24 protein-coding genes and 1 pseudogene are annotated in these 25,966 nt (G+C 56.8%); 13 read left to right on the forward strand and 12 right to left on the reverse strand.

Annotated features, from left to right (window positions below; genetic code table 11):
* From ACQUTD_RS13940 to ACQUTD_RS13960, 5 genes are all read left to right on the forward strand, one after another.
* Complete coding sequence (locus ACQUTD_RS13940; protein WP_473275845.1) at positions 1-1,014, forward strand: ATP-binding cassette domain-containing protein; 1,014 nt, start codon at positions 1-3, stop codon at positions 1,012-1,014.
* Positions 1,015-1,956: an ABC transporter permease subunit gene (locus ACQUTD_RS13945; RefSeq protein ID WP_473275843.1), complete on the forward strand. Its 942-nt coding sequence runs from the start codon at positions 1,015-1,017 to the stop codon at positions 1,954-1,956.
* Positions 1,946-2,740 carry an ABC transporter permease gene (locus tag ACQUTD_RS13950; RefSeq protein WP_318362922.1) on the forward strand — a complete coding sequence of 265 codons (795 nt, stop codon included), beginning with the start codon at positions 1,946-1,948 and terminating at the stop codon, positions 2,738-2,740. Before ACQUTD_RS13945 ends, ACQUTD_RS13950 begins: the two co-directional genes overlap by 11 nt.
* Positions 2,741-2,765: 25 nt before the next feature.
* Complete coding sequence (gene patD, locus ACQUTD_RS13955) at positions 2,766-4,190, forward strand: aminobutyraldehyde dehydrogenase (protein WP_473275840.1); 1,425 nt, start codon at positions 2,766-2,768, stop codon at positions 4,188-4,190.
* Positions 4,191-4,273: 83 nt separating this feature from the next.
* A complete protein-coding gene (locus ACQUTD_RS13960; RefSeq protein WP_473275839.1) occupies positions 4,274-4,447 on the forward strand; it encodes a GhoT/OrtT family toxin in 174 nt (57 codons plus the stop codon).
* Here the strand turns inward: ACQUTD_RS13960 and ACQUTD_RS13965 are convergent.
* Entirely contained in the window at positions 4,439-5,128 is a 690-nt protein-coding gene (locus ACQUTD_RS13965) for a hypothetical protein (protein ID WP_473275836.1), read from the reverse strand. The two genes, ACQUTD_RS13960 and ACQUTD_RS13965, sit on opposite strands and share 9 nt — an antisense overlap.
* 91 nt (positions 5,129-5,219) lie before the next feature.
* Between ACQUTD_RS13965 and ACQUTD_RS13970 the strand changes: the two genes are divergently transcribed.
* Entirely contained in the window at positions 5,220-5,393 is a 174-nt protein-coding gene (locus tag ACQUTD_RS13970) for a GhoT/OrtT family toxin (protein ID WP_072568518.1), read from the forward strand.
* 100 nt (positions 5,394-5,493) lie between these two features.
* Positions 5,494-6,747 carry a putative acyl-CoA thioester hydrolase gene (locus ACQUTD_RS13975; RefSeq protein ID WP_473275832.1) on the forward strand — a complete coding sequence of 418 codons (1,254 nt, stop codon included), beginning with the start codon at positions 5,494-5,496 and terminating at the stop codon, positions 6,745-6,747.
* 99 nt (positions 6,748-6,846) lie between these two features.
* Here the strand turns inward: ACQUTD_RS13975 and ACQUTD_RS13980 are convergent, their stop codons facing one another.
* The 6 genes from ACQUTD_RS13980 to ACQUTD_RS14005 all read right to left on the reverse strand — a co-directional run bounded on the left by ACQUTD_RS13980 (position 6,847) and on the right by ACQUTD_RS14005 (position 15,006).
* A complete protein-coding gene (locus tag ACQUTD_RS13980) occupies positions 6,847-7,557 on the reverse strand; it encodes a metalloregulator ArsR/SmtB family transcription factor (RefSeq protein ID WP_473275830.1) in 711 nt (236 codons plus the stop codon).
* On the reverse strand, positions 7,538-7,942 hold the full coding sequence (locus ACQUTD_RS13985) for an amino acid-binding protein (protein WP_473275827.1): 405 nt from the start codon (positions 7,940-7,942) through the stop codon (positions 7,538-7,540). The genes ACQUTD_RS13980 and ACQUTD_RS13985 overlap by 20 nt, the downstream gene beginning before the upstream one ends.
* Positions 7,935-8,258: an antibiotic biosynthesis monooxygenase family protein gene (locus ACQUTD_RS13990; RefSeq protein WP_318362929.1), complete on the reverse strand. Its 324-nt coding sequence runs from the start codon at positions 8,256-8,258 to the stop codon at positions 7,935-7,937. Before ACQUTD_RS13990 ends, ACQUTD_RS13985 begins: the two co-directional genes overlap by 8 nt.
* A 253-nt stretch (positions 8,259-8,511) precedes the next feature.
* Complete coding sequence (locus ACQUTD_RS13995; protein ID WP_473275824.1) at positions 8,512-10,683, reverse strand: virulence factor SrfC family protein; 2,172 nt, start codon at positions 10,681-10,683, stop codon at positions 8,512-8,514.
* Positions 10,680-13,658 carry a virulence factor SrfB gene (locus ACQUTD_RS14000; RefSeq protein ID WP_473275821.1) on the reverse strand — a complete coding sequence of 993 codons (2,979 nt, stop codon included), beginning with the start codon at positions 13,656-13,658 and terminating at the stop codon, positions 10,680-10,682. Before ACQUTD_RS14000 ends, ACQUTD_RS13995 begins: the two co-directional genes overlap by 4 nt.
* Before the next feature lie 4 nt (positions 13,659-13,662).
* Complete coding sequence (locus ACQUTD_RS14005) at positions 13,663-15,006, reverse strand: SrfA family protein (protein WP_473275818.1); 1,344 nt, start codon at positions 15,004-15,006, stop codon at positions 13,663-13,665.
* Positions 15,007-15,287: 281 nt separating this feature from the next.
* On the opposite strand from ACQUTD_RS14005, the gene ACQUTD_RS14010 reads away from it, so the two are divergent.
* Positions 15,288-16,886 carry an ABC transporter substrate-binding protein gene (locus ACQUTD_RS14010; RefSeq protein ID WP_321987491.1) on the forward strand — a complete coding sequence of 533 codons (1,599 nt, stop codon included), beginning with the start codon at positions 15,288-15,290 and terminating at the stop codon, positions 16,884-16,886.
* Positions 16,887-16,902: 16 nt separating this feature from the next.
* Positions 16,903-17,136, forward strand: coding sequence for a DUF2526 family protein (locus tag ACQUTD_RS14015; protein ID WP_072568511.1), 234 nt, complete (start codon positions 16,903-16,905; stop codon positions 17,134-17,136).
* Position 17,137: 1 nt separating this feature from the next.
* Here ACQUTD_RS14015 and ACQUTD_RS14020 read toward each other — a convergent pair whose 3' ends face one another.
* Together ACQUTD_RS14020 and ACQUTD_RS14025 are read right to left on the reverse strand one after the other, a co-directional pair.
* Positions 17,138-17,587 (reverse strand): DMT family transporter, encoded by a 450-nt coding sequence (locus ACQUTD_RS14020; RefSeq protein ID WP_072568510.1) that lies wholly within the window; start codon positions 17,585-17,587, stop codon positions 17,138-17,140.
* Positions 17,584-18,102 (reverse strand): GNAT family N-acetyltransferase, encoded by a 519-nt coding sequence (locus tag ACQUTD_RS14025; protein WP_318362935.1) that lies wholly within the window; start codon positions 18,100-18,102, stop codon positions 17,584-17,586. The genes ACQUTD_RS14020 and ACQUTD_RS14025 overlap by 4 nt, the downstream gene beginning before the upstream one ends.
* A 38-nt stretch (positions 18,103-18,140) precedes the next feature.
* On the opposite strand from ACQUTD_RS14025, the gene ACQUTD_RS14030 reads away from it, so the two are divergent.
* From ACQUTD_RS14030 to ACQUTD_RS14040, 3 genes are all read left to right on the forward strand, one after another.
* Positions 18,141-18,716: a helix-turn-helix domain-containing protein gene (locus tag ACQUTD_RS14030; RefSeq protein WP_473275811.1), complete on the forward strand. Its 576-nt coding sequence runs from the start codon at positions 18,141-18,143 to the stop codon at positions 18,714-18,716.
* A gap of 65 nt (positions 18,717-18,781) precedes the next feature.
* Entirely contained in the window at positions 18,782-19,816 is a 1,035-nt protein-coding gene (locus tag ACQUTD_RS14035) for a zinc-binding dehydrogenase (RefSeq protein WP_473275808.1), read from the forward strand.
* Positions 19,817-20,023: 207 nt separating this feature from the next.
* On the forward strand, positions 20,024-20,692 hold the full coding sequence (locus tag ACQUTD_RS14040) for a GntR family transcriptional regulator (protein ID WP_473275805.1): 669 nt from the start codon (positions 20,024-20,026) through the stop codon (positions 20,690-20,692).
* A 37-nt stretch (positions 20,693-20,729) separates the two neighbouring features.
* Here ACQUTD_RS14040 and pqqU read toward each other — a convergent pair whose 3' ends face one another.
* Entirely contained in the window at positions 20,730-22,838 is a 2,109-nt protein-coding gene (gene pqqU / locus ACQUTD_RS14045) for a TonB-dependent receptor PqqU (RefSeq protein ID WP_473275803.1), read from the reverse strand.
* Between the two features lie 266 nt (positions 22,839-23,104).
* Between pqqU and yncE the strand changes: the two genes are divergently transcribed.
* Complete coding sequence (gene yncE, locus ACQUTD_RS14050; RefSeq protein ID WP_473275800.1) at positions 23,105-24,166, forward strand: 7-bladed beta-propeller protein YncE; 1,062 nt, start codon at positions 23,105-23,107, stop codon at positions 24,164-24,166.
* Between the two features lie 50 nt (positions 24,167-24,216).
* On the opposite strand, the gene ACQUTD_RS14055 is transcribed toward yncE, so the two are convergent.
* Positions 24,217-25,419 (reverse strand): DUF3644 domain-containing protein, encoded by a 1,203-nt coding sequence (locus ACQUTD_RS14055; protein ID WP_473275798.1) that lies wholly within the window; start codon positions 25,417-25,419, stop codon positions 24,217-24,219.
* A gap of 101 nt (positions 25,420-25,520) precedes the next feature.
* Positions 25,521-25,922 (reverse strand): annotated as a pseudogene (locus tag ACQUTD_RS14060) (MBL fold metallo-hydrolase); the annotation flags it as partial.
* Between the last annotated feature and the right edge of the window lie 44 nt (positions 25,923-25,966).

The following is a 25,966-nucleotide window of genomic DNA, read 5'->3' on the forward strand; positions in this document are numbered from 1 at the left end:
ATGGCCTGGGCCGTAGAGTTTCAGAATGTCTCGCGCCTGTATGGGGATGTGCGGGCGGTGGATGGTGTCAGCCTTGAGGTGCAGGACGGGGAGTTTTTCTCCATGCTGGGGCCGTCCGGCTCCGGCAAAACCACCTGCCTGCGGCTGATCGCCGGGTTTGAACAACTGTCCGGCGGGGCGATACGTATTTTCGGGCAGGATGCCAGCACGCTGCCGCCCTGGCAGCGCGACGTCAATACCGTGTTTCAGGATTACGCGCTCTTCCCGCATATGTCGATCCTCGACAACGTCGCCTACGGCCTGATGGTGAAAGGCGTCGACAAAAAACAGCGCCATGCCCGCGCCCGCGAGGCGCTGGAAAAGGTGGCGCTGGGATTTGTGCACACCCGTAAACCGTCGCAGCTTTCCGGCGGCCAGCGGCAGCGGGTGGCAATCGCCCGCGCGCTGGTCAACGAACCGCGGGTATTGCTGCTGGATGAACCCCTCGGCGCGCTCGATCTCAAACTGCGTGAGCAGATGCAGTTCGAACTGAAAAAGCTGCAACAGGATCTGGGCATCACCTTTATTTTTGTGACTCACGATCAGGGCGAAGCGCTGTCGATGTCTGACCGGGTGGCGGTGTTCAACAATGGCCGCATCGAGCAAATCGACAGCCCGCGCGAGCTCTATCTGCGACCGCGCACGCCCTTTGTCGCCGGTTTTGTCGGCACCGCCAACGTTTTTACCGCCGACACCGCCCGTCAGCTGTGCGGTATGACGGGGATGTACTCCCTGCGTCCGGAGCATATCCGGCTGAACGAGTCCGGCGAGATCCAGGTGCAGGGCATCGTGCAGGCGGTGCAGTATCAGGGGGCGGCGACGCGCTTTGAGCTGCGCTTGCCGGGCGGGGAAAAATTACTGGTCAGCCAGGCGAATCTCTCCGACGCGCAGTTGCCCGAACTGTTACAGCCGGGCCAGAGGGTGCAGGCCTGCTGGGCGCGGGCGGCGATGGTGCCACTGCAGGGGGCGGGCTGAATGGCGATAAACCTCTCCCGTCTTTCTGCGCCGCCGCGAACGGGGCGGCTGTCGGGCTTTTTCTGGCGCAGGCCCGGCCTCGGGCTTTTCCTGCTGCTGGTGCCGCCGCTGATGTGGTTCGGCGTGGTCTATTTCGGATCGCTGCTCACGCTGCTCTGGCAGGGGTTTTACACTTTCGACGATTTCACCATGTCGGTGACGCCGGATCTGACGCTGGCGAACCTGCGGGCGCTGTTTAATCCCGCCAACTACGACATCATTCTGCGCACGCTCACCATGGCGCTGGCGGTCACCGTTGCCAGCGCCATTCTTGCCTTCCCGATGGCGTGGTTTATGGCGCGTTATACCACCGGCAAAATGAAAGCGTTTTTCTATATCGCCGTGATGTTGCCGATGTGGGCGAGTTACATCGTCAAAGCCTACGCCTGGACGCTGCTGCTGGCGAAAGACGGGGTGGCACAGTGGTTTTTAAGCCATCTGGGGCTGCAACCGCTGCTGGCGGCAATTCTGACGCTGCCCGCCGTGGGGGGTAGCACGCTTTCCACCTCCGGGCTCGGGCGCTTTCTGGTGTTTCTCTATATCTGGCTGCCATTCATGATCCTGCCGGTGCAGGCGGCGCTGGAGCGCTTACCCGCCTCGCTGTTGCAGGCGTCGGCGGATCTGGGCGCGCGTCCGGCGCAGACGTTCCGTTATGTGGTGCTGCCGCTGGCCATTCCTGGCATTGCCGCCGGTTCCATTTTCACCTTCTCGCTGACGCTGGGGGACTTTATCGTACCGCAACTGATTGGCCCGCCAGGGTATTTCATCGGCAACATGGTCTATTCCCAGCAGGGGGCGATTGGCAATATGCCGATGGCGGCGGCCTTTACGCTGGTGCCCATTGTACTGATTGCCCTTTATCTGGCGTTCGTGAAACGCCTGGGAGCTTTCGATGCACTCTGATCGCGCCCCCTTTTTGCTCAAAGTCGCGGCCTGGGGCGGGGTGATCTTCCTGCATTTCCCTCTCGCCATCATCGCCATCTATGCGTTTAACACCGAAGACGCCGCCTTCAGTTTTCCCCCGCAGGGGCTGACGCTGCGCTGGTTCAGCGTGGCCGCCACGCGGGGCGATATTCTCGAATCCGTGACGTTGTCACTTAAAATCGCCGCGCTGTCGACGGCGATTGCCCTGGTACTTGGCACGCTTGCTGCAGCAGCGTTATGGCGCAGCACGTTTTTTGGCAAAAACGCCATCTCTTTACTGTTGCTGCTGCCCATTGCATTGCCGGGGATTATCACCGGACTGGCGCTGCTGACGGCCTTTAAAACCGTCGATCTGGAGCCGGGTTTTTTAACCATCGTCATCGGCCATGCGACCTTTTGCGTGGTGGTGGTGTTTAACAACGTGATTGCGCGCTTTCGCCGCACCTCATGGAGCCTGGTGGAAGCGTCGATGGATTTGGGCGCGACCGGCTGGCAGACCTTCCGCTATGTGGTGCTGCCGAACTTAGGTTCGGCGCTGCTGGCGGGGGGCATGCTGGCGTTCGCGCTGTCGTTTGACGAAATTATCGTCACCACTTTCACCGCCGGGCATGAACGTACGCTGCCCCTGTGGCTGCTCAACCAGTTAGGCCGACCGCGCGACGTGCCGGTGACTAACGTGGTGGCGCTGCTGGTGATGCTGGTAACTATGCTGCCGATCCTCGGTGCCTGGTGGCTGACCCGCGAGGACGACACCGGGAAATAATTGACCACAGAGAAAGGACCATATTATGCAACATCAACTGTTAATTAATGGCGAGCTGATCAACGGCGAAGGCGAAACCCAGGCAGTGTATAACCCGGCCACCGGGGAGGTGTTGCTGGAGATCGCCGAAGCGTCCGCAGCCCAGGTCGACGCCGCCGTGCGCGCCGCCGATCGCGCCTTTAGCGAATGGGGGCAGACCACGCCGAAAGTGCGTGCCGAAGCGCTGCTGAAACTGGCGCAGGTGATAGAAGATAATGCCGACGCGCTGGCAAAACTCGAATCGCTGAACTGCGGCAAACCGCTGCACTGCGCGTTAAACGATGAGATCCCGGCCGTGGTGGACGTATTCCGCTTCTTTGCCGGGGCGGCGCGCACGCTTAATGGTCTGGCGGCGGGGGAATATCTGGAAGGTCACACTTCAATGATCCGCCGCGATCCGGTGGGCGTGGTGGCGTCCATTGCCCCCTGGAACTATCCGCTGATGATGGCGGCCTGGAAACTCGCACCGGCACTGGCGGCGGGCAACTGTGTGGTGATCAAACCTTCGGAGATCACGCCGCTGACCGCGCTGAAGCTGGCGGAACTGGCAAAAGACATTTTCCCGGCAGGCGTGCTGAACGTGCTGTTCGGGCGCGGCAAAACCGTTGGCGATCCGCTGACCGGTCATGAAAAAGTGCGTATGGTGTCGCTCACCGGCTCTATTGCCACCGGCGAGCATATTATTGCCCATACCGCCTCCTCGGTGAAACGCACCCATATGGAACTGGGGGGCAAAGCGCCGGTGATCGTCTTTGACGATGCGGATCTGGACGCGGTGGTCGAAGGCGTGCGCACTTTCGGCTATTACAATGCCGGACAGGACTGCACCGCCGCCTGTCGTATCTATGCGCAAAAGGGCATTTATCCGGCGCTGGTGGAAAAACTCGGTGCGGCCATTGCCAGTCTGAAAATGGGCGCGCCGGAGGACGGCTCCACCGAACTGGGGCCATTAAGTTCCGAAGCACACCTGGCGCGCGTGGCGGCGGCGGTCGAAGAAGCCAAAGCGCTGCCGCATATCAAAGTGATCACCGGCGGGGCGAAGCGCGAGGGCGCGGGCTACTATTACCAGCCGACGCTGCTGGCCGGGGCGAAGCAGGAGGACGCCATCGTCCAGCGCGAAGTCTTCGGTCCGGTGGTCAGCATGACAGAATTCGACGATGAAGATCAGGTACTGGCATGGGCCAACGATTCGCAGTACGGGCTGGCGTCATCGGTATGGACTCAAGACGTGGGCCGGGCGCACCGCCTGAGCGCTCGCCTGCAATACGGCTGCACCTGGGTGAATACGCACTTTATGCTGGTCAGCGAAATGCCGCACGGCGGGCAGAAAATGTCCGGCTACGGCAAAGATATGTCGGTTTATGGGCTGGAAGACTACACCGTCGTACGGCATGTGATGATAAAACATTAACATCCCTGTGACAGGCGTCGCCTTTAAGGCAGCGGGTTCGGTTGATAATACCTGCTGCCTTTCCGCAGGGAGCGTCTGTCACCATGACACTGTATCTGAAGCTACTGATTTTTTATGGGGTGATGGCGATAGTGAGCGGCGTCATCACCTGGTTTCTCACCAAAGACAAAGTCTGGGTTCGCCTGCTCGCCGCCGTGCTGGTCGGGCTGACGTGGCCGATGAGCTTTCCGATGGCGTTACTGCTCTCGCTATTCTGAATCCCCGGTAGCAAGGATCCTCTTTTCACTCCAGTTGTAATTGACCAGCGCCAGCATCAGCGGTGCGCTCACGGCACCAAAACGTGAGGCGCGCTCCTTCTCAAAAAACTCACGAAAGCGCACCGGCAGACGGGCCGCCTCATAACGCACCAGCGTGCTGTGCCAGAAAGGGGGCGGCAGCGGCGTGTTGCCGTAACGCTGCATTAACGCTGCTTTCCAGGGGCTGGCGAGCAGGGCATCGGCAAAATGTTGCCGCCGCGCCAGACTGACGGCATCCGGCGTGCCGGCAAGCAGGAGTTGATCGGGAAGGGCGACCAGCCGCAGATCGCTGATGGTCACGGTCTGCGGCGCTATATCCATAAATGCCGCCTTCAGGCTGGCGAGTTCCTGCGGCGGCTGCGGCCTGTCATAAAGCGCATCGGTAACGGCTAAAAAGGTAAAGTGCAGCGCCCCGACAGGCATGACATCCGCCAGCGGATCCCCTGCCGCCAGCCTATGCAACTCCTGTAACAGGGTGGCGATGGCAGGCGATAACGGCGGGGTGATGCCCGTCGCCAGCGCGTATTTATCTTTCGCATAACGCGGCTTGCTGCGTGTCGCACCCGTGCCGGGATCCTGCGCCCAGGCCGCCAGGGTGCGGGATGAAGTACTGTCGTAAAGCGCATTTAGTGTCTTAATCAATTTACCCCTTCCTTTTGTTGTAACAAAACTTGATTAATATCAATAAACGATGCATATTGCGGCGGTTTTGTCTCTGGAATCGATCACAACAATGACGCTATATCAAAAAATGCTGGCTTTCTACGCTGTCATGGCCGCCATCAGCGCACTGATCACCTGGTTTTTGTCGAAAGATCGCAAGCGTATTCGCTTCCTCAGCGCTTTTCTGGTCGGTTCCACCTGGCCGATGAGTTTTCCGGTCGCGCTGTTGATCTCACTTTTCTAATTGATTCAACGGGCTGACGCAAAAGCGTGATCCCTGGGTCGTTAATCAAAACAGCGTTCCATTAATATCAATCCTCCATTTCTTAAAATGACGAGGCGAGATGATGGCGAAACGCGGTTTTGGTCTGTCAGCAGCATTATGTATGCCGCTGGTGTTGCATGGCTGTGCCAACGGCGGCGGAAAAGTACCGGGAACGCAAACGCGCGGTATATTGACTGCGCAGGAAGCGGCTCCCTATACGCCGGAAAATTATTTTGCCCGCGGCGGTCTGCTTGCCGCCCCGGACGGCCCGTGGCAACCGGAAGCCATCCATCTCACGGCTATTTCCACCCCGTGGCGCGTCGGGCCACATGAAGCCTGGCTGACGGTGCAACAGGCGATTAACGCCGCCATTCGTAATGCCACCGATCGCTCGCGCATCTATATCAGCGTGCAGCCTGGCGTTTATCAGGGCGCGGTGTATATTCCCGCCGACGCGCCGCCAATCACCCTGTTCGGCACAGGTGAGCAGCCCCAGGATGTGCGCCTTGAACTGGCGCTCGATTCACAGTTTTCTCCCGCCCGCTATCGCCAGACAGTCAATCCTGCGCAGCAGTTCCGCAAGGGTGATCCCGCCTGGTATCTCTATGCGCAATGTGCCGGTAAAACCAGCGCGCTGATTGGCACCAACTGCGCGGCTGTGGTCTGGTCGCAAAGTAATGATTTTCAGCTGGCGCAGCTCAGCGTGGTGAATTCGCTGCTCGATACTGTAGATGGCGGTACCCATCAGGGCGTGGCGCTGCGCACCGACGGCGACCGCGTGCAGCTGGAGAACGTGCGGCTGATTGGCCGCCAGGACACGGTGTATCTCAATACCAGTAACCGTGAAAATCTCGCGGTGACCGACCGCATCAGCCGCGTACTGGTGAAAGACAGCTATATCGAAGGGGATGTGGATTACGTATTTGGCCGCGCCAGCGTGGTGTTTGACGGCGTGGAGTTCCACACGGTATCCACGCGCCGCTCGCAGGAAGCTTACGTGCTTGCGCCAAACACCCTGCCGGATCAGCCATATGGATTTCTGGTGCTGAACAGCCGTTTCACCGGTGATGCGGGTTATCAGGGAAGCTTTAAAGCGAAGCTGGGACGGGCATGGGATCAGGGCGCGGGCAAGACCGGGTATCTGCCGGGTAATACCGCGAACGGTCAGGTGCTGATTGCCTGGAGTACGATAGATTCCAGCTATGACCGGTTATCACCCTGGGGAGCGGCGGCGACCACCTCGCGGCCATATCGTGCCAGCGTGGCGGCGGATCGCAACCTCAACGACACCGCATGGAACCGATTATGGGAGTGGCAGGCCCGGTGGCAGTGAGTTTTTGCCCGGCGGCGCTGCGCTTGCCGGGCCTACGTGATACGTCCACCGATAATATTTTGTAGGCCGGGTAAGCGCAGCGCCACCCGGCAACAAGGCTCACCCCAGCGCCAGCCCAAACAACCGGCTCATGGCGACTTTCCCGCTGGTCGTCACGCTTACCTCGCGGTATCCCGGCGTGCGGCTGATCCAGGCTTTTTGCAATAATAACGCCATCAGCGCCGCGCCCGCATCGCCGCCCAGATGACAGCGTCTCTCGCTCCAGTCCAGACAAGGGCAGCAGGGCTTGCGGCGCGTATGAGGATTTAACACCGTGCCGAGGCGCTGCAACTGATCTTTGCCGATGGCGGTCAGCGCCGTGCCGTCAGTGCTGATCCACTTCTCATGCTGCATAAATTCATAGATTTTAACCGCCAGCTCACCCGCCAGATGATCGTAACAGGTGCGGGCATAACGCAGATGCTGCGGCGTGCGGGTCACCGGCGCAGCATGTGTCTGCATCGATACGCCCATCAGATTTTCCAGCAGGCCAGCGATGTGATGCCCGGCCAGGCTGTAATAACGGTGCCGCCCCTGGGTCAGACACATCACCAGCCCGTTATTGAGCAGACGAGTCAGATGCCCGCTGGTCGTGGAGGCGGCAATGCCTGCCACGGCGCTGAGTTCCGTGGCATTCCAGGCGCGGCCATCCATCAGCGCGCATAAAATGCTGACCCGCGACGGATCGGCAAGGGCGGCGGCAACCAGCGACATGGATTTTTCCAGTCCCTCATTCGGGTCATCCTGGTATTCAGTGTTCAGCAGACTCATGCAGCGGCATCCATTGGCGGGTAAGATCAGCAGCCCGCGCGTCATCGTCCGTCAGGAGGATGAGCTGGTTACTGTGGTCGCTGTACTGTACCAGAATATTGATGCCGTGGCGGGCCAGCGCATCTGCAATTTCTCCCAGCTCGCCGGGGCGTTTTTGCGGCAGTTTTCTGATCACCGGCCAACTGATCTTCACGACGTCAAAACCGGCGGCAAGCAGCACCGTGCGCGCTTTTTCACCGTCTTCCACCAGAAAATGGGCGTGGCTGACGTCCGCCACGGAAAAGACACCGCCGCCTTCCAGTCCGACACCGCTTTTGCCCAGCTCGCGACCGAGCGATGCCAGCGCACCGGGCGCATTGTTGAGGATCACGTGAATATCATGCATGGGTCGCTGCTTCCTTATCAGAAGAGTAATCGCGGAACACGGTGGCGACGCGAATGCGGTAAAAAGAAAAGATCGAGGTTTTCCCTTCCTGCTGGGCGGCGAGATGGCGCAGATTGTGCTTCCAGCCAGCCACAGCCTCTTCATCTTCCCACCAGGAAAGCGAAAGGATTTTTCCCGGCGTGCTCAGGCTCTGGAAACGTTCGATAGAAATAAAACCGGGCACGTCTGACAGCAAGGGTTTCAGCTCTGCCGCCAGCTGCAAATACCGTTCCTGTGCGTGCGGCAGGGCGTCGGCCTCGAAAAGAACTGCGATCATGGATTTTCTCCGTCGTTGAATTTCAGCCAGCGTAATGGGGATGAAAGACGGATGCTTCGGCGGGGAGCGAAATGTGGATGTGGTGTGGAGGGGTGGCAGTGCCCGGCGGCGCTACGCTTGCCGGGCCTACGGGGTATGTCCACCGAAATTATGGGCATGCGGTGCCCGGCGGCGCGTTGCTTGCCGGGCCTACGCCAGATCGGTAGGCCGGGTAAGCAACGCGCCACCCGGCGTTAAATCCCGGCAATCACCATCACACCAGCTTAATCAGTTTCTTACGCATCGCCAACGGCACATCAAGCGGATGCTGATAGCCGATGTTTTCATTGCTGCGGGCGTACAGCGCGACCAGCCAGTCATACACATAGCGCGTGGCGGCATGGACCGGCTGCTCGCCCAGCCGCGTCAGACGGGCATCGCTGGCTGCGGGGGCGCTGGCGCTGAAAATTCCCTGGCCTTTCTGCACCCGGCTGGCAGGACGCTGATCTTCCGGCAGCGACGCATAACCAAGCCAGGCAATAAAATTACCTATCGCGGCATGCAGCTGCGCGGCGCAGGCGGTATCGCGCTGCATGATCTGCTGTAAGCTTTGCGGCAGTTCCAGTCGATAGCTGGTGACGATCAGTGTGTCCGCCACCTGACGCAGCGCGGCAGGGGTTAGCCCTAAGCGTTCGGCGCTGGCGTCGTTACGGCTCCACTGGCGCAGATGATTGATCCACATCGCATGGGCCTGATGGCCGGTGTCTTTCGCCGCCGTGACGGTTTCCGGCTGCGCGGCGACATCAGCAAAGAGATCGATGGCGTCGTTAAACAGCCCGCTGACTTTTTCTTCACGCGGCTGCTGCACTTTCCACAGCGCGTCAAAATGCTTCATCTCCGGCAGTAAAGCTTCCAGCAGTTCACCGTGACGGCTCGCCTGGCCCTGTAACTCGCGGATCGCCGCTTCAGCGCGGGCGCGCTGGCTTTCCGGCGTCTCTTTCAGCGGCGCGGTCCAGTGTTGCATCAGATCGCGCAGCAATTGCTGATGGCGATCGCGCAGCGCTTTCAGGCGCACCGTGCGCTGTGAGGTAGCCGTGGCCTGCGACAGCCACTCGATCAGACGTTGCAGACTGCTGGCATCCAGCGCCTGCAACGTGCCCCAGTATTGCCCTGGTTTGCCGAGCAGCTGTTGCACGGTTTCATCCAAATTCTGCGCGGTAGTGAAACGCGCGTCCTGCGGAGTGATCGCCCACACCAGCCCCGGCAACGCTGTCTCCTGGCCGGACTGGGTTTCCTTCACCCAGTTAAGCAGCGTGCGCGCGGTAGTGGCGGTTTCGCTGCGCTGCGGCGTGGCGTTACAAATCATCAGCACGTCCGGCTGCAACTGCTGACGATAATGGTCGGGCAGCCAGCGGCATTTACTGTTTTGCAGCGACGGCTGCGCGCCCAGGGCAGGTACCGGAATATCGACAATATCCACGCCGTCCAGCACACCACTTTCCACCGGCAGCACCAGTTCACGGGTCAGCAGCGCCAGTGTGGCAAGCGGAATGCTGACGGCATTCTGTAACCGATCTTCCGACCAGGGATGCACCACCACTTCGCCGTGGGGGCTGTCGCCGTCTTCCGGCTGCGGGTTCAGAAAACCTTCCGTCGGCAGGGCGAAGTTATCCACCAACAGGCTGAGCGGCGCGGCCAATGCGCGGGCGTTCCCGGTCTGATGCAGAATGTGCGCCAGCGCCAGCCACTGTTGCGTTAACTCCTGATGCTCGCCCCACAGCAGCGACCACGCGCTGGCGCGGGCGCTGAGATCCAGCGACGGCAATAGCGTAATAAACTCATACCATAATCTGTCGTCCAGCTGCTGGCGGGCAGCCGGGACCGTGGCGCGCCAGAAACGGGCTATTGCGCCCACCTCGTCGGCAGTGATCCCCGGCACCTGTTGCGGCTGGCGCAGGGCACGCCAGCGGATCAGCCGATCTTCAATGACGCTTCTATCCACCGTGCGCAGATCCGGCAGATGCTGCGCATGGGCGATAAATACCTGCACCAGTTCTGCTTCGCTCAGAATGCCCAGTTGCAGCGGGAAACGCTCGTCAGGGGTCGCGCAGGTCTGTGTGAAACGCAGCGCCATACCGGTCAGCGCATGGCCCGGATTGATATGGGTAAAATAGTCGAGGGTTTTGTCGCCGGGTTTAACATTCACCCGGCCATTGCCGCTGTTGCACAGGGCGGCGAGCAGATGGGCTTTCGATGGCTGGGAATGACCGTACAGCGCCACCGTGCAGGTGGTCTCTGCCGCCTGCATCAGCACGGATTCCTGGGCCGAGGCGGCGGTAAGGCGCGCCAGCAGGGCGTCGGCGTCATCGTCGAGCAGTGGCGCATGGCCACGGGTGTCATGCACCCAGGACATCACGGCCTGGGAAATTTTTAAAGGCGCTTTCATTTCAGGTACACACTCCCGCTGTCGATCCAGTAGTGGCTGCCGCTATGACGGCGATCGGCCAGCGTATTCAGTTTAAACGTCAACGCATCGGCATCCACCGGGGTGCCGTCCGTCAGCCAGGCGTCGCTCAGGGTGAAGGCTTCCGGCCCCTGGGCTTTGCTGCCGCCGGTAAATTGCAGACGTACATTCAGCACGCCATCTCCGGCAATGGCTTTCGCCAGCTCCGGCGAATTAATGCTAAGCGTATACAGCGGCGTCGCGGGCCAGCGGGCGTTGGCCAGCTGACGGAAGCCGAGCGTGACGTTGCCGCGCAGCGGGAAATGCAGTCTGGCGTCGAGCTTCGCGCCGGGCTTGTCCAGATCGATATCGTGATACCAGACGTTCTCGTCGCGCAGCGTATTAACGGTGTTATCCAGCACGCCGAGATAGCGCACGGTGGAATACGCGCCGATGTCCGCCGCTTTAAAGTTAAAGCGCGGCAGACGCAGATCCAGCGCCAGGCTGCACAGCATGGCGCCCACGGCGGCGGTTGATTTCGGGTTGCCGATGCGCCCCTGCTGGCTGAACGGATACCACTCATGCACGCGGTATTTATCCAGCCACACCATACGGTTGACCGGCACCGGTTGCAGATGACGGATCAGCGCCTGCACGCCCGGCAGACAGCCCGGACGCCCGGTGATCAGCAGTACATCGCAGCAGTAGTGGGAGATGGCCTCGCACACCGCATGCAGCGGGGCGGTCAGGGTGAACTGCCCGGCGAGCATCGCGCTTTGCAGTTCGCTGAAATTGACCTGTAACGGCACGGCGAAAATATCGAATTCCGCCGCGCCCTGCGGCAGCGCCGGATCGATGGCCTGTTTCAGATAGTTAAGCACGTTGCGCGTCGGCGGCTGTTTGATCAGCTCGCCAAAGGTGGCGTGCAGACCGGCCAGCGGATCGTTGACGTCGCTGGATTCCCAGGCCGCCAGGATTGCATGACCCACCGGCATAAAGAGTTGCAGGGTGGTTTGCTGGCGCAGTACCGCCTGGGTATCAATGCGCCCGGAATCGCCGAACAACGTCGCCATCAGCGCGGCGGCGTCGGTAATACCGGCTTTTTGCAGCTGGGTTTGCAGCGCGGGCAGCACGCAGCGCTGGATCACATCCAGCAGAATGTCATCGCCCGCGACTTTAAAGCCTTCGCGGAACAATAACTGCGGCGTGATTTTGACGTTGCTGCCGGTGCCGTCATCCAGCTGATAGTGGGTGATCGCCATATCGGTGGTGCCGCCGCCGATATCAATGGACGCCACCCGCAAGGCGCGTCCCGGCGCTTCGCCAGGCGCTGTGGGGCGATCCGGGCGGGCGAGGGAGGCGAAAAAGGTTTCCGTTTGTCCGGCAAAGTGGGAAATGGCTTCGTTATACAGCCACACCAGCTGACCACAGCTGGCTTCGTCCCACTCCATCTGAATGCGGGGTACCGGCACGACGCTTTTTTCCTGCTGCTTGCGGCTGGCGAAATCATCGTCCTGCGGGTGCCAGCCCATCGCTTTCCACACCAGCGCGATGGCTTCGAACATGCGGCGACGGAAGATCTCGCGCTCCTGTTTCGGCATCGCCGACGGCAGGGTAAGAATAATGGTGCGCAGCTGACGCGGCGATGCGGGGAAGCCCAGACGCAGACGCGTCGCCACGCTGTTGATCTGTCCTAACGCCTGCGCCAGCAGTTCGCACAGCATATGGGTCATCAGCGTGCTTCGGCTGTACTGCGGCGAAAAGACCGGCAGACGTTCGTCCAGCGGCAGCGTGTAGAGCGGCTGACCGTCGTCGTTCATCAGATTCATCAGCGGGAAGGCGGTCGCCAGCGGCTCGCGCTGGGATTTACTGTTCATCTGGCTGAAGCGCCAGTCCTGCAACACCGGGGTTTCATCCCACAGGTAACGGCGCGGGCTGGAGATGCCGCTGTTGCCTTCGGTACCCAGACGACCCGTCGCCAGTTTGCGGGCTTCGTCACCCACGCGCACGATGGACGGCCAGATAAAGGCATCTTCACGGCCGCTTTCCACCGAGAAGTGCTGTTTGCCAAAGCGCGCTTCGGAAAACTCAAGGCGACTGGTGAACAGCGGCTCGTTTAAAAATTGCGGTTCGCTCAGCGAGCGCACCTGGAGTTCAGCTGTCTGGCGCAGGCCATCGTTGGCATCGCCATGATCTTCGATGATCACACCGCAGGTGTGGGTGTTGCCCACGTCGAGAATTAAATCCACCGGGATCGCCGGGGTGCTGAGCGTATGGGTAACGATCTTCACTTCCGGCACGCTGAGCTGTTCGCCCAGCAGCGTCATCAGGTTCAGCCAGTGCGCCTGATATTCAAAGCCGCGCAGCGCCTGCGCCACGTCGCGCTCGCTGCGGTTTTCATCCTGGATGGCCTGCAAAAAGACTTCCCGCAGCCAGCCGTCGATCCACGTCTGATCGAGGAAATCCGCCACTTCATCATCACGCCATGCCAGTGAAAAACGCGTACCGTTGAGAATGTCGTTTTCAATGGGCGCAAGGGCGGCAGGGGAGAGATCGTTGATCTGGCTGTCGAGCGCGAGCGTCACGCGATGGGTGTGGCCGTTGCTGTCCGGCTCGCTGAGCTTGCGGATCTGCACCCGCGCCCAGTTGTCCGGGCCTTCCACAAAAGTGCGCGGCGGGTTGAAACGCAGAAACGGGATTGGCAGCCAGACGCCATCGAGCAGGGCGAGAGACGCCAGCAGGCCAATGGTGTTTTCCGGCTTGACCACTTCCGCCGGGCCGCCGTTGCTGGCGGGCAGGGTAAAGCGCTCGTTCACCAGATCGTAATCCAGACGCAGCAGCGGGCCGTTGGCGGTTTTACGCACGAAACGGCCATTGTGGGTGGACACCAGCGGCGTCAGCCCGAAATCAAGAAACTGCACGCCGCTGTTGGCAATCAGCGTCACGCTCTGTTTGTAGTCGCAAAGATTTACCAGCATAAAATCAGGCACCTGTTTTTCTGAAGGTTACCGGCACAACGGTGTTGCCGTCATAGCGTGCGGTACATTGCGCAATATCATTGCTGCCCGCGGTGCAGGTGATTTCCGGCATCGGGTAGCGGGAGCCATCGCTGCAACGCGCATTGCTGCGGCTTTTGATCATCAGTTCGCCGGTCTGATGCAGACCCGAGAACAGATCGGCGCGGCAGGTGATATTGCCAGCCTGGACCAGACGGGCCGTGCCTTTGTTGTTCTGGATCTGGTAGCGCAGGGTCGGCGCTTTGCCGGTGGCGTGATCTTTGATCTCTGGCGTTACGCGCCAGTTACCATTCAGGAAGCGGGTATTACCGGTTTTCACCTGAATGGCATCCATCACCATCACGTCTTTCGGGATGGCGGCGATCACCGCAGGCTCGCTTTTCTTCTCTTCGACAACCGGGGTTTTCACGGCGACGACATCCGCCTGATGCAGCGGCAGGGAAGCGGTGAGCTGTGGCGCAGGCGTCACCGGCACGGGCGGGGTAACGGGCGCGGCGGCGCTGGCCAGCGGCGTTTCAGGGGTAACCTGTTGTTTCAGCAGCATGGGCGCGGCGACGGCAACGGCGACCAGTGCCGCGACGGGCAGCAGCCACAGCGCAGGGGAACGTTTTTTAGCCACAGGCGCGGCAGCCGGTTCCGGCGCAGGCGTTGGGGTAACGGGGGCCGCAGGCTGGGGTTTTTCATAAACGGCTTCAGCAACCTCTTCGGTTTTCACCACGGGCGGCGGGGCGATCAGCGGTTCGTCCGCCTGGCTGAAATTAACCACCGGCGCGGGCTCTTCTTCCGGCTCGGGTGGCTCAACCAGCGAAATTACCGGTTCCGGCAGCGCCTGCTCGCGCAGACAGGCCAGCACGTCGTCACGGGCGCTTTCGTTCAGATTCACAAAGCCCCAGAAGGTGATAACCGGTTTGCCATCCACCAGGAAAACGTGGTTAACGCCGGGAAACTGCAAAGCTTTTTCCAGCAGCGAGCCAAACAGCTGTTGCGCGGTTTTATTTGATTGCAGGCTTTTGCGGCTCAGCGCGGCGGCACTGTCGAGGGTGCTTTCCAGATAGCGCAGAGCACGAAAACGCGCGTCCTCATCAGCGGCTTTCCACGAGATGGCGCGTCCGTCAATCGGCGAATACCAGTCAACGCGATCGCCGTCGTCGTTGACCTGCGGGATTGCCAGACAATCCACCATCGCCTGCTGTTTACGCAGACGTAATGCTTCACGAATTTGCAGTGCCGAATCAAATACGGCCTGACCGCCGCCGCCAACTGCCTGAAAATCATCCAGATCGCCGCTGCGCAAGAGAGTTTTTGCCACGTTTTCATCCCATAGACTTCTTCACACGTCTACTTTACGCAAACCGGCATGTAAACAAACGACAGAAGAGAGGCTAAAAGCGTTGAATTCTCGTCGTATTGAGAGCGTCTTCAGGGCTTGACCTTTGCGAAAATACTTAACGCAAATTTTCAGCGGTTCAGTGGATGAATATTCAACAAAAAACGCGGCATTAGAATAACCTGATAGTGATTCGTTATTTGCCAGTTTTATATTGCTGTGCTGTGATCACTGTCTGTCATAAAAATCCATAAGGCATAACAATGAATACAGGGAAAACGCTGCTCGCGCTGGCGCTGAGCACATTCTTACCGGCAAGCGCCGCGCTGGCGGCATCTAACGACACGCTGATTTACTGCTCTGAAGCATCTCCGGAATCTTTTAACCCGCAGATCGCCAGCTCTGGCCCGACCTTCGTAGCCAGCTCCCAGGTGCTGTATAACCGGCTGGTGAATTTCGACCCCAAAAATAATACCCCGGTGCCGTCGCTGGCGACGGAGTGGAAAATTTCCCCGGACGGCAAAACCTATACCTTTACCCTGCGTCAGGGCGTGAAATTTAACAGCAATAAATATTTTAAACCGACGCGGGATTTTAATGCCGACGATGTGATTTTCTCGGTACTACGCCAGAAAAATGCCGACCATCCGTATCACAATGTTTCCCAGGGCAATTACGAATATTTTAACGACGTCGGTCTGGATAAGCTGATCAAAGACGTGAAAAAGCTGGATGATTATCACGTTCAGTTTGTTCTTAACGAACCTAACGCGGCATTTCTTGCCGACTGGGGCATGGATTTTGCCTCCATTCTCTCCAGCGAATACGCCGATGCGATGCTGAAAAAGGGCACGCCGGAATATGTCGATACCTGGCCCATCGGTACCGGCCCTTATGCGCTGCAACAATATAAAGTGGATTCATTGATCCGTTACGTCGCCAACCCGAATTACTGGGACGGTGAAGTGCCGACCAAACACCTGATCTTCTCCATCACGCCGAACGTACAGACTCGTCTGGCGAAACTGCAAACCAATGAGTGCCAGATCATTCCGGCGCCTGCTCCGGTGCAGTTTGACGAGATCAAAAAGAATAAGGATTTAACGCTGCATTCCGTCGATGCGCTGAACGTCGGTTATCTGGCATTTAACACGGAGAAAAAACCCTTCGATAACGTGCTGGTGCGTCAGGCGCTGAACTACGCCACCGATAAAAAAGCCATTGTGGACGCGGTGTTCCTCGGCTCCGGCACGGTGGCGAAATCGCCGCTGCCGCCAAATATGCTCGGCTTTAATAAAGATCTGAAGGATTACCAGTACGATCCGGAAAAAGCCAAAGCGCTGCTGAAACAGGCAGGGGTGGCAGAGGGTACAGAAGTGACGCTGTGGTCAATGCCGGTACAACGTCCTTATAACCCGAACTCCAAACGCATCGCTGAGATGATCCAGAGCGACTGGGCAAAAGTGGGCGTGAAGGCAAAAATCGTCTCTTATGAGTGGGGCGAATATCTCTCCGGCATGCGTAAAGGCGAGCACGACAGCGCGCTCTTTGGCTGGATGTCTGACAACGGCGATCCGGATAACTTTGCCGATGTGCTGCTCGGCTGCAACAGCATCAAAACCGGCTCCAACGCCGCCCGCTGGTGCGATAAAGGCTATAACGATCTGGTTGAAAAAGCGAAGCTGACCAGCGTGCCGGAAGAACGCGCGCGTCTGTACGAACAGGCGCAGGAGGTGTTCTATCAGCAGGCGCCGTGGATCGCGCTGGCGAATGGCAAAACCTTTTATGCCACGCGCAGCAACGTCAGCGGGTATAGTGTCAGTCTGATGGGCAGTGATTTTTCCAAAGCCAAAGTTAACTAGATCGTAAGGAGAGGGTATGTCGCATCTGGATGAGGTTATTGCGCGCGTGGATGCCACCATTGACGAGAACGTCATCGCGCACATGAACGAGTTGCTGATCGCCCTGAGCGATGACGCGGAGCTGAGCCGGGAGGAACGTTACCAGCAGCAGCAGCGCCTGCGCCATGCTATCGCGCATAAAGATCGTCATAACAAGGAAGAGCTGGAGGCCAGGCGCGAGCACCTGACCCAGGGCGGCGTTATTCTCTGATCTAAAACTGGCGTCTGGCCACGAGCCAGGCGCCGACTACCAGCAACACCGCGCCGCACACCGGGCCAATCAGCGCCCGCAGCGGGATCCCCTGACTTTTCAGCACGTCCATCACCAGCCCGCCAATCAACTGACTGGCGACCAGCACGGCAATAGTCGTGGCTGCCCCGACATACTGATAACCGCTGATACTGGCAAAAACGAAAAAGGATCCCAGCAGGCCGGGAATAATCGTCCACCAGCGCACCGTCGCCGCCAGTTCACTGAATCCCGCGAAGCCATTTTTAATCAGCAGAATGCTGACAAACAGCACAATGCCCACCAGCGAGTTCAGCAGCATGGCGATCAGAATGGTTGAGGAACTCTGGGTAATGCGCACCATCAGCGTGTTCTGCACCACCAGACCAATGCCCGCCGCCACCAGAAACGCCAGCGTCAGCGACTGATTCATGGCAGCGCGTCCGGTTCGCTTCGGTTATCCAGCTGGAGCTGCATAAAGGTCAGATCCAGCCAGCGGCCAAATTTGGTGCCCACCTGCGGCATCTGCGCGGTGATGGTAAAGCCGAGCTTTTCATGCAGATGAATGGAGGCGTGGTTTTGCGACTCAATGCCCGCCACCATCACATGTTTGCCGATGCGCTTCGCTTCTTCGATGAGCCGGATCATCAGTGCCTGGCCGATGCCTTTGCCCTGGTGCGCCGGGTGCACATAGACCGAATGCTCGACCGTGTGACGAAAACCATCGAAGGCGCGCCAGTCGCCGAACGAAGCGTAGCCGGTCACGATGCCGTTTTCCTCGCTGATCAGCACCGGATAACCCGCCAGCGAGCGCGCTTCAAACCAGGCGATACGGTTATCCACATCCACCGTGGCGTCGTTCCAGATGGCGGCGGTGTGCAATACCGCATGGTTAAAAATTTCAGCGATAGCCGCGCAGTCGTCCTTATGCGCATAACGAATATTCATGGTTGAACCTCTGCAGTTGTTCACTATAGTATTACGATATGAATACTATTACAGACAACATAAATCAACGGATCAGTGTGCGAATTCGTCTTGAGCGCGAATCGCGCGGCTGGTCGTTAAGCGATCTGGCGAACCGTGCCGGCGTGTCGCGGGCGATGATCCACAAGATTGAAAAGGGCGAGAGCAGCCCCACCGCCACGCTGCTGGCGCGGCTGTCGGGCGCTTTCGGCATCAGCATGTCGACGCTCATCGCCCGGGCGGAAATGCAGGAGGGCAAACTGCTGCGCTTTGCCGATCAACCGCTGTGGCGAGATCCGCAAACCCATTACCTGCGCCGCCATGTTTCGCCGCGCACCGATCTGCCTCTTGATCTGGTGCAGGTGGAGCTGCCGCCGGGCAGCGACATTCCCATGCCCGCGTCGTCCTATGCGCTGGCGCGTCAGCTGATCTGGTTGCAGGAGGGCGAGCTGACGTTTGTCGAAGGGGATACCCGCCATCACATGCACGCCGGTGACTGTCTGGAGCTCGGCCCGCCCAATGACTGCCGATTTATCAACGATTCCGCAGAGATCTGCCGCTATCTGGTGGTGCGCTTAAACCATTCTGGCTCGTAATGTGAAAGCAAACCTGGCTTTAAGCTTCTACCCTTGTTTAAGGTTTACTTCGAAAGGAAATCCGTATGAGTCAAAATTCACAACGTAATCGTCGCTGGGTACTGGCATCTCGTCCGAAAGGCGCACCGGTAAAAGAAAACTTCCGCCTGGAAGAAGATGACATCGCCACGCCGGGGGAAGGCCAGGTGCTGCTGCGCACGCTCTACCTGTCGCTCGATCCCTATATGCGTGGCCGTATGAGCGATGCGCCGTCCTACACGCCGCCAGTACAGATTGATGAGGTGATGTGCGGCGGTACCGTAAGCCAGGTGGTGAAATCCTTTAGCCCTGACTTTGCCGAAGGCGATCTGGTACTGGGCTACAGCGGCTGGCAGGAGTTTGAGATTTCCGACGGCAGCGGGCTGGTGAAGCTTCAGGAAACGGAACATCCGTCCTGGGCGCTGGGTGTTCTGGGAATGCCGGGCTTTACCGCCTATATGGGCCTGCTGGATATCGGGCAGCCAAAATCAGGTGAAACTCTGGTGGTAGCCGCCGCCACCGGGCCGGTGGGCGCCACCGTCGGGCAAATTGGTAAGCTCAAGGGCTGCCGTGTGGTGGGCGTTGCCGGCGGCGAAGAGAAATGCCGCTATGCGGTGGAGAAACTGGGCTTTGATGCCTGTATCGATCACCGGGCGGACGATTTCGCCGAACAGCTGAAAAAGGCCTGTTCTGACGGCATCGACATCTATTATGAAAACGTCGGCGGCAAAGTCTTCGACGCCGTTCTGCCACTGCTGAACAGCGCGGCGCGCGTGCCGGTGTGTGGTCTGGTCAGCGGCTATAATGCCACCGACCTGCCGGACGGCCCGGACCGTCTCTCCCTGCTGATGGGCACCATCCTGAAAAAACGTCTGCGCGTGCAGGGTTTCATCATCAATCAGGATTACGGCCATCGCCTCGACGAATTCCGCAACGAGATGATCCCCTGGGTGAAAGAGGGCAAAATCCACTATCGTGAACACATCACTGAAGGGCTGGAAAATACGCCCGAGGCATTTATCGGTCTGCTGGAAGGGAAAAACTTCGGCAAACTGGTGATTAAGGTTGCCGAACGGTCATAACAACATTGATGGCGGTCAATGCCGCCATCAAATTCCAGGCAAAATTTCCATTAGCGTCTTTAATTAACTCTGAATAACCAAAATTTATACTAACCTTTCAGAGACGAACCATACCAGGCATGCATAAAGAGAATATATCCCTACGATTTCGTGCATTTAATTACACTAGCCCGCTTGAGATTGTTAAGTATTGGACAGGAACGGAATATGCTTGATCTGGTCAAAGCGCAACGCATGAGCCTTACTATGCAGGTGGAAGTAAGCCTGAAAAGCGCACTTATTGTTGGCGCATTAAAGCCTGGCGCGCGGCTCATCACTAAAGAAATTGCCGATCAACTGGGTACCAGTATTACGCCGGTGAGAGAGGCGTTTTTACGGCTGGTTTCCGCAGGCGCGCTGCATGCCACCCCCGCACAGGCGTTTCTGGTGCCGGAAGTGCGTCGGGAAAGGTATCTGGAAATCAACGCGATACGCAAAAAAGTCGAGGGTATGGCGGTGGAAGTGGCCTGCGCTAATCTCGATGCCGATAAAATGAAAAAGCTGCAACAGCTGGCGGCAAGTTATCAGGAAGCGCTGGCCAGCGGCAATATTGAACAGACCTTACAGGCCAACCGTACGTTCCGTTTTTGTCTTTATGATTATGCGCAAATGCCTACGCTGACGGCGATCATTGAGCAACTCTGGGTGCGCCTCGGCCCATGCTTTAATTATCTCTATCCTTCGTCCGAAAGTTTAATGCGCAGTCACGGCGCTTACGATGAATTATTATCCTCGCTGGAAAAAGGTCAGTGCGCGGAAAGTAAACAGGCAATAATAGATGCTATCGAGGTGGGTGAAACAATTCTGCTTCGTCAGTATGACAACGATATGCACTAATAAAAAAATCCGGCCTGATGATCAGGCCGGAATCGTTTTACTGGAAGCTATAGGCCACGGACAAGCCAACGCCATAATTTCGGCCTGGCGCAGGTTCGTAGTAGCGACCGTTAGATTCGTTGACGATAACTGAACCGACATATTCCCGGTCAAACAGATTATCCACGCGACCAAACACGTCCATCATCCAGTTACCATAATTGAGTTTGTAGCCGCTATTCAGGCCAACCACGGTATAAGACGGCGCTTTAGCGCTGTTTTCGTCATCAGCCTGGATATCGCTCATATAACGCACATCCGCCCCGGCGTACCAGCCGCTTTCGGGCTGCCAGCCCAGTGATGCAAAGCCCATATTACGCGCGATGCCCGGCATACGGTTGCCGTTGCAGTCGCCGTCATTACAGACGTTAGTGCGGTAGGTGGCATTCAGATAGGTCCAGGCCATTTTCGCGCGCCAGTTACCGGCAAACTGTTGATCAACCGACAGCTCTGCGCCCTGACGACGGGTTTTACCTGCGTTTTTATAGGTGGTGCGGCCGCCGCTGCTGGCATCGGTGACGATCTCATTATCGGTATCGGTCTGGAACAGCGCCGCGGTCAGCAGGCCGTTACCTATACGGGTTTTGCTGCCCACTTCCCAGGTGGTATTGGTGGACGGTTGCAGATCGAAATTCAGGCCGCTCTGGCCGCCGGAACGATAGGAAAGCTCGTTAATGGTCGGCGTTTCAAAGCCACGACCGCCCGCCACGTAAAGATTCCACGCATCGGTCACCGCATATTTCAGCGATCCGGCCGGCAGCCATTTGTGGTAACTGGCTTCACCGCTGTCATCGCCGTTACGCGGGGTGACATAGTGATCGTTGGAGTCAAACCATACGGAGCTGTAGCGCACGCCCGCGTCCAGAGAAAGCTTGTCGGTCAGCTGCCAGGCGGTTTGCAGGTAAGGATCCACGTTCCACATCAGGTTGCGCTCGTTACGGCGCTGCTGGCCTTTCTGCCCGTATACCGGCGTACTGCCGGACATCACGAAGTTCTCGTAGCCTTTACGATCTTCGCTCATATTTTCGTAGTTCAGACCGGTGGTAAAAGTAACCGGCACGCCCAGTTCGCCACGGTGCGTCCAGCGGGTGTCGACGCCCTGATAATGACGGGTTAAGTCGATTACGCCGCCCGCGTGGGTCGGATTAAGCTGCGGGGCGCGGGGAATAGACTGGTATTGGGTAGTTTCGCGCTCACCGGCGTACATCATCACGCTCAGATCGTCCTGCTCGCTGAGCTGGCGTTCATAGCGCAGCCCTGCCTGGGTCTGCTTGATGGTTTTACGCATGTTGTACTGATCGCCACGGGGCGACTGGCGCGGGTTATCTTTCCATTCGCTTTTGCTCAGGCCGCCGGGATCGTTCGCTTTGGTATCGACGCTGTTAAGGATCAGCGTCAGCTTACTAACGTCATCAATGCGAACGCCCAGTTTGGCGTTGGCGAGGTTTTTCTGCGCGCCGCTGTGATCGCGATAGCCGTGGGTGGCGAAACGGCTGGAGGAAACGGTGTAATCCACGTCGCCCGGCTGCGTGCCATCGCCGACCGCGCCTGTGGCTTTCAGGCCATAACGCCAGCTGCCAAAGCTGCCGTAATAGCTGCTCGCTTCAATGGTGGCGGGTTCACGACCGGTTTCGGTGGTGACGTTCATCACGCCGCCGGACGCGTTACCGTACAGGGCAGAGAAGGGACCGCGCAGCACATCGACGCTTTCAATACTGTTGATGTCGATGTTGGACGTCTGGCCCTGGCCGTCCGGCATGGTCGCCGGAATGCCGTCCACATACATACGAATGCCGCGCACGCCGTAGGTGGAGCGGGAGCCAAAACCGCGGATCGACAGCTGCAAATCCTGGGAGTAGTTCTGGCGGTTCTGGATCTGTAAGCCCGGTACGCTGGTCAGCGATTCCGAGAGGTTCACACGCGGCGTCGCCTGACGCATATCCTCGCCCTGGACCACGCTGACGGCGGCAGGCGTATCCAGTTCGGAGACGGTTTGCGGGGAAGCGGTGACGATCATGGTCTGTTCCGCTGCCGCGAAGGCAGGGTTAAAGACCGCGGGAAGTAACAAAAACGGCAGGGCCGCCGGGCGTGCAAAAATGATTTTCATGGTTAAACCGGTTAAAAATAATACGTACCAAATGGAACATGCGCCAACATGTTACGGGTAATGTAAAGAAATTGAAAACTTTAACGGCACTTACTGTGAATAATCGCCGGGAGAAATTATGGCCTGAATGGCGGATTCGGCAAGAAAGACTGCCATTTTAATCAATTAATGATTACTATTCTCACTTAGAAAAACAAGCGAAGCGCGACTTCGCTGACCGGAAGCCATGTGATGCAGCTATACATTCGTTATCAAAGGGAGTCGTCATGTTTACTCGTCATTTAAGCTCACCGCGCCTGCGTGGTTCACTGTTATTAGGTTCTCTGCTGCTCGCCGGCACGTTCAACGCCACCGCAGCGGAAGAAATGCTGCGTCAGCCGGTAGGGAAAGGGGCCTATGAAATGGCGTTCAGCCAGCAGGAAAACGCGCTGTGGCTTGCGACATCGCAGAGCCGTAAAACAGACAAGGGCGGGGTGGTTTATCGTCTGGATCCGGTCACGCTGAACGTGACCCAGGCGATCCATAACGATTTAAAACCGTTTGGCGCGGCCATCAACACGAAGACGCAGACCCTGTGGTTTGGCAACACGACCAGCAGCGCCGTTACCGCCATTGACGCCAAAACCGGCGATGTGAAAGGTCGTCTGGTGCTGGATGAGCGTAAGCGTTCCGAAACCGTGCGCCCGTTGCAGCCGCGTGAGCTGGTCGTGGACGAAAGCACCGACAGCGTTTATATCACCGGCGTCGGCAAAGAGAGTGCGATCTGGGTGGTGGATGGCGACAACATCGCACTGAAAACCACCATTACCGGCACCGGCACTTTTGCCACCGGTCTGGCTATCGACAGCGCCGCCAAACGCCTGTATACCACTAACGGCGACGGTGAATTCATCACCATCGACACCGCGACTAATAAAATTCTCAGCCGCAAAAAAGTGCAGGACGATGGCAAAGAGCATTTCTATCTTAACCTGAGCCTGGATACCGCCGGACATCGCGCTTTCCTGACCGATTCCAAAGCGCCGGAAGTAGTGGTGATCGACACCCGCAACGGTAACGTGATCGAGAAGATCGCCGCCCCGGAATCGCTGGCGGTGCTGTTTAACCCGGCGCGTAATGAAGTCTATGTCACCCACCGTCAGGCCGGTAAAGTGAGCGTGATCGATGCGAAGAGCTACAAAGTGGTGAAAACCATCGACACCCCGACGCACCCGAACAGCCTGGCGCTGTCCGCAGACGGTAAAACGCTGTACGTCAGCGTGAAGCAGGCCTCCACCCGCGAGAAAGAAGCCACCCAGCCGGATGATGTGATCCGCATTGCGCTGTGATGTGAAAAAAGAAAGGCTCCGTAAGGAGCCTTTTACAATATCGTAGGTTGTTATATTTTCGTGTAGTGCTTATCTAACTCTTCTACAATCCTTGAGCTATAGAAAGTTTTATATATACTTTTCGGGTTATTAGGATCTAATTTCCGCTGTTTGCAGAATTTCTCACCTTGCACCTGCAAATTTCTCATTATTTTGTTAAAATCTTTATTTTGCTTAAAGTCAGAATATCTCTTTCGAAAAATATTACACAGCGCAATATAAGTATAAGGATAGTTTTTAAGGGCATCCTCTTCATTTATCTGCAACTCTGGTGCAGTTGGGTCATCAGTAAGGCGTATCTGCATTGCTTCCGCTGCGGTGGTTTTAACCAGTTTGGTTTCAAGTTTTAAAGAAATACTAAAATTGTCATCGTCATCGTTATCATGTGCATGTTCTATAGAGTTAAAATAGTGGAGCATATTTTCTTTAAAGTTATTGTCTATACTAAAACTGCACATATCAGTGAGGTGATAAAAGGATACGGGCATTAGATAAAAATTAAACTGATTAAAATTAAAATCGAACCATTTCATAGCTAATGTCATAAAGTTTTTTAGCGAAGCAGTGCCTAGCCTCTGCACCTTTACACTAAGTTCGTTATCTTCACTTATAAAATGGACGCATTCATCCCTAATAAGGATGAGCAGTTGGATATTATCAGCAATGATTGAATTAATTTCCCCATATGATTGCAAAATTGCTACAGCTTTAGTAATTGATATAGTTTTTGGATTTCCGGAAGGGGATAAAACGACTTCGCTTTTACTTTTAATATAAATAGACTCTTTCCGATCATGGTTTAGTTGTAATATTCTGGCCTTTAATAACAACTCCCATGCATTAACCATTAATATCGAGAAACTTTCTTCCCTAAATTTAAAATCAGGTTTATTATAAACTTCAATCGCTGTAACGCCTGCTGCAACGGATTTTTTTAATAAAACGTTAAAGAAAAATTTGTCTGTTATCTCAGTTTGACTATGATGTTGTATAAAAGATTTTAGTGTAAAATTGTCGAATTTATTGTTTACGAAAATACCATCTTCACTTTTTGTTAGGATATTAGCCCACTTTTTGCTGAAGTAAGTTCTTACAGTAGAACGCCCCCAACCCGTTGCTTGTTCAATGTCGATAAAATTAAATAGCTTGTTTTCACGTTTCATTTTTGTGAAAAAAGAAAAAGCTAACTCTGATTTATCTATAACTTTATTCATTTTCTGCACCTTTCAAATTGCCGGAGTAAAAAGTAGCACGTCGAAAGATTAAAAAAACTTGGTTTGATCAATATAAGTTCGATTTTCCTTAACTGCTATGTTCCCCAAGTGCAGGGAGTTCTACCGTACTCCATACGTAAACGTGAATAATCAACATCGAGAGATAATTTTTTTATCGGTGAAGTGATGCCAGCTATATTTATTGCTGAGTAACGCTCACTGACAATTTGTGGATGACAAATTATCCGCGAGCGGGCCGGCAGCCATGGAACGCCGCCGCAATGGTCATAATGACCATGTGAGAGCACCGTCGCGGTTAATCCAGTTAAATCAATATCCTTCAGGTCAGCATTATGCAGGAAGCTGTCGTCTGGCCCGGTATCGAACAAAATTGCATCATCTTCATCCTGAATAAACAAACTTAGCCCGGCTTTAGTGTGCAATGCATTTTTTGCGCTACGGCTTCGCCGGTTTTCCAGTAATACGCTGACGGTAATTGCCATGTGTTTTCTCTCCCTGAACTTCCACGCGTATGGATTTTTATGAG

The sequence above is a fragment of the Enterobacter sp. K510 genome (assembly GCF_055804875.1).

What these genes read in the sequence shown, in the direction of transcription:
- ACQUTD_RS13940 (WP_473275845.1), top strand. Translation starts at nt 1, where the DNA reads ATGGCCTGGGCCGTAGAGTTTCAGAATGTCTCGCGCCTGTATGGGGAT.
- ACQUTD_RS13945 (WP_473275843.1), top strand. Translation starts at nt 1,015, where the DNA reads ATGGCGATAAACCTCTCCCGTCTTTCTGCGCCGCCGCGAACGGGGCGG.
- ACQUTD_RS13950 (WP_318362922.1), top strand. Translation starts at nt 1,946, where the DNA reads ATGCACTCTGATCGCGCCCCCTTTTTGCTCAAAGTCGCGGCCTGGGGC.
- patD (WP_473275840.1), top strand. Translation starts at nt 2,766, where the DNA reads ATGCAACATCAACTGTTAATTAATGGCGAGCTGATCAACGGCGAAGGC.
- ACQUTD_RS13960 (WP_473275839.1), top strand. Translation starts at nt 4,274, where the DNA reads ATGACACTGTATCTGAAGCTACTGATTTTTTATGGGGTGATGGCGATA.
- ACQUTD_RS13970 (WP_072568518.1), top strand. Translation starts at nt 5,220, where the DNA reads ATGACGCTATATCAAAAAATGCTGGCTTTCTACGCTGTCATGGCCGCC.
- ACQUTD_RS13975 (WP_473275832.1), top strand. Translation starts at nt 5,494, where the DNA reads ATGATGGCGAAACGCGGTTTTGGTCTGTCAGCAGCATTATGTATGCCG.
- ACQUTD_RS13980 (WP_473275830.1), bottom strand. Translation starts at nt 7,557, where the DNA reads ATGAGTCTGCTGAACACTGAATACCAGGATGACCCGAATGAGGGACTG.
- ACQUTD_RS13985 (WP_473275827.1), bottom strand. Translation starts at nt 7,942, where the DNA reads ATGCATGATATTCACGTGATCCTCAACAATGCGCCCGGTGCGCTGGCA.
- ACQUTD_RS13990 (WP_318362929.1), bottom strand. Translation starts at nt 8,258, where the DNA reads ATGATCGCAGTTCTTTTCGAGGCCGACGCCCTGCCGCACGCACAGGAA.
- ACQUTD_RS13995 (WP_473275824.1), bottom strand. Translation starts at nt 10,683, where the DNA reads ATGAAAGCGCCTTTAAAAATTTCCCAGGCCGTGATGTCCTGGGTGCAT.
- ACQUTD_RS14000 (WP_473275821.1), bottom strand. Translation starts at nt 13,658, where the DNA reads ATGCTGGTAAATCTTTGCGACTACAAACAGAGCGTGACGCTGATTGCC.
- ACQUTD_RS14010 (WP_321987491.1), top strand. Translation starts at nt 15,288, where the DNA reads ATGAATACAGGGAAAACGCTGCTCGCGCTGGCGCTGAGCACATTCTTA.
- ACQUTD_RS14015 (WP_072568511.1), top strand. Translation starts at nt 16,903, where the DNA reads ATGTCGCATCTGGATGAGGTTATTGCGCGCGTGGATGCCACCATTGAC.
- ACQUTD_RS14020 (WP_072568510.1), bottom strand. Translation starts at nt 17,587, where the DNA reads ATGAATCAGTCGCTGACGCTGGCGTTTCTGGTGGCGGCGGGCATTGGT.
- ACQUTD_RS14025 (WP_318362935.1), bottom strand. Translation starts at nt 18,102, where the DNA reads ATGAATATTCGTTATGCGCATAAGGACGACTGCGCGGCTATCGCTGAA.
- ACQUTD_RS14030 (WP_473275811.1), top strand. Translation starts at nt 18,141, where the DNA reads ATGAATACTATTACAGACAACATAAATCAACGGATCAGTGTGCGAATT.
- ACQUTD_RS14035 (WP_473275808.1), top strand. Translation starts at nt 18,782, where the DNA reads ATGAGTCAAAATTCACAACGTAATCGTCGCTGGGTACTGGCATCTCGT.
- ACQUTD_RS14040 (WP_473275805.1), top strand. Translation starts at nt 20,024, where the DNA reads ATGCTTGATCTGGTCAAAGCGCAACGCATGAGCCTTACTATGCAGGTG.
- pqqU (WP_473275803.1), bottom strand. Translation starts at nt 22,838, where the DNA reads ATGAAAATCATTTTTGCACGCCCGGCGGCCCTGCCGTTTTTGTTACTT.
- yncE (WP_473275800.1), top strand. Translation starts at nt 23,105, where the DNA reads ATGTTTACTCGTCATTTAAGCTCACCGCGCCTGCGTGGTTCACTGTTA.
- ACQUTD_RS14055 (WP_473275798.1), bottom strand. Translation starts at nt 25,419, where the DNA reads ATGAATAAAGTTATAGATAAATCAGAGTTAGCTTTTTCTTTTTTCACA.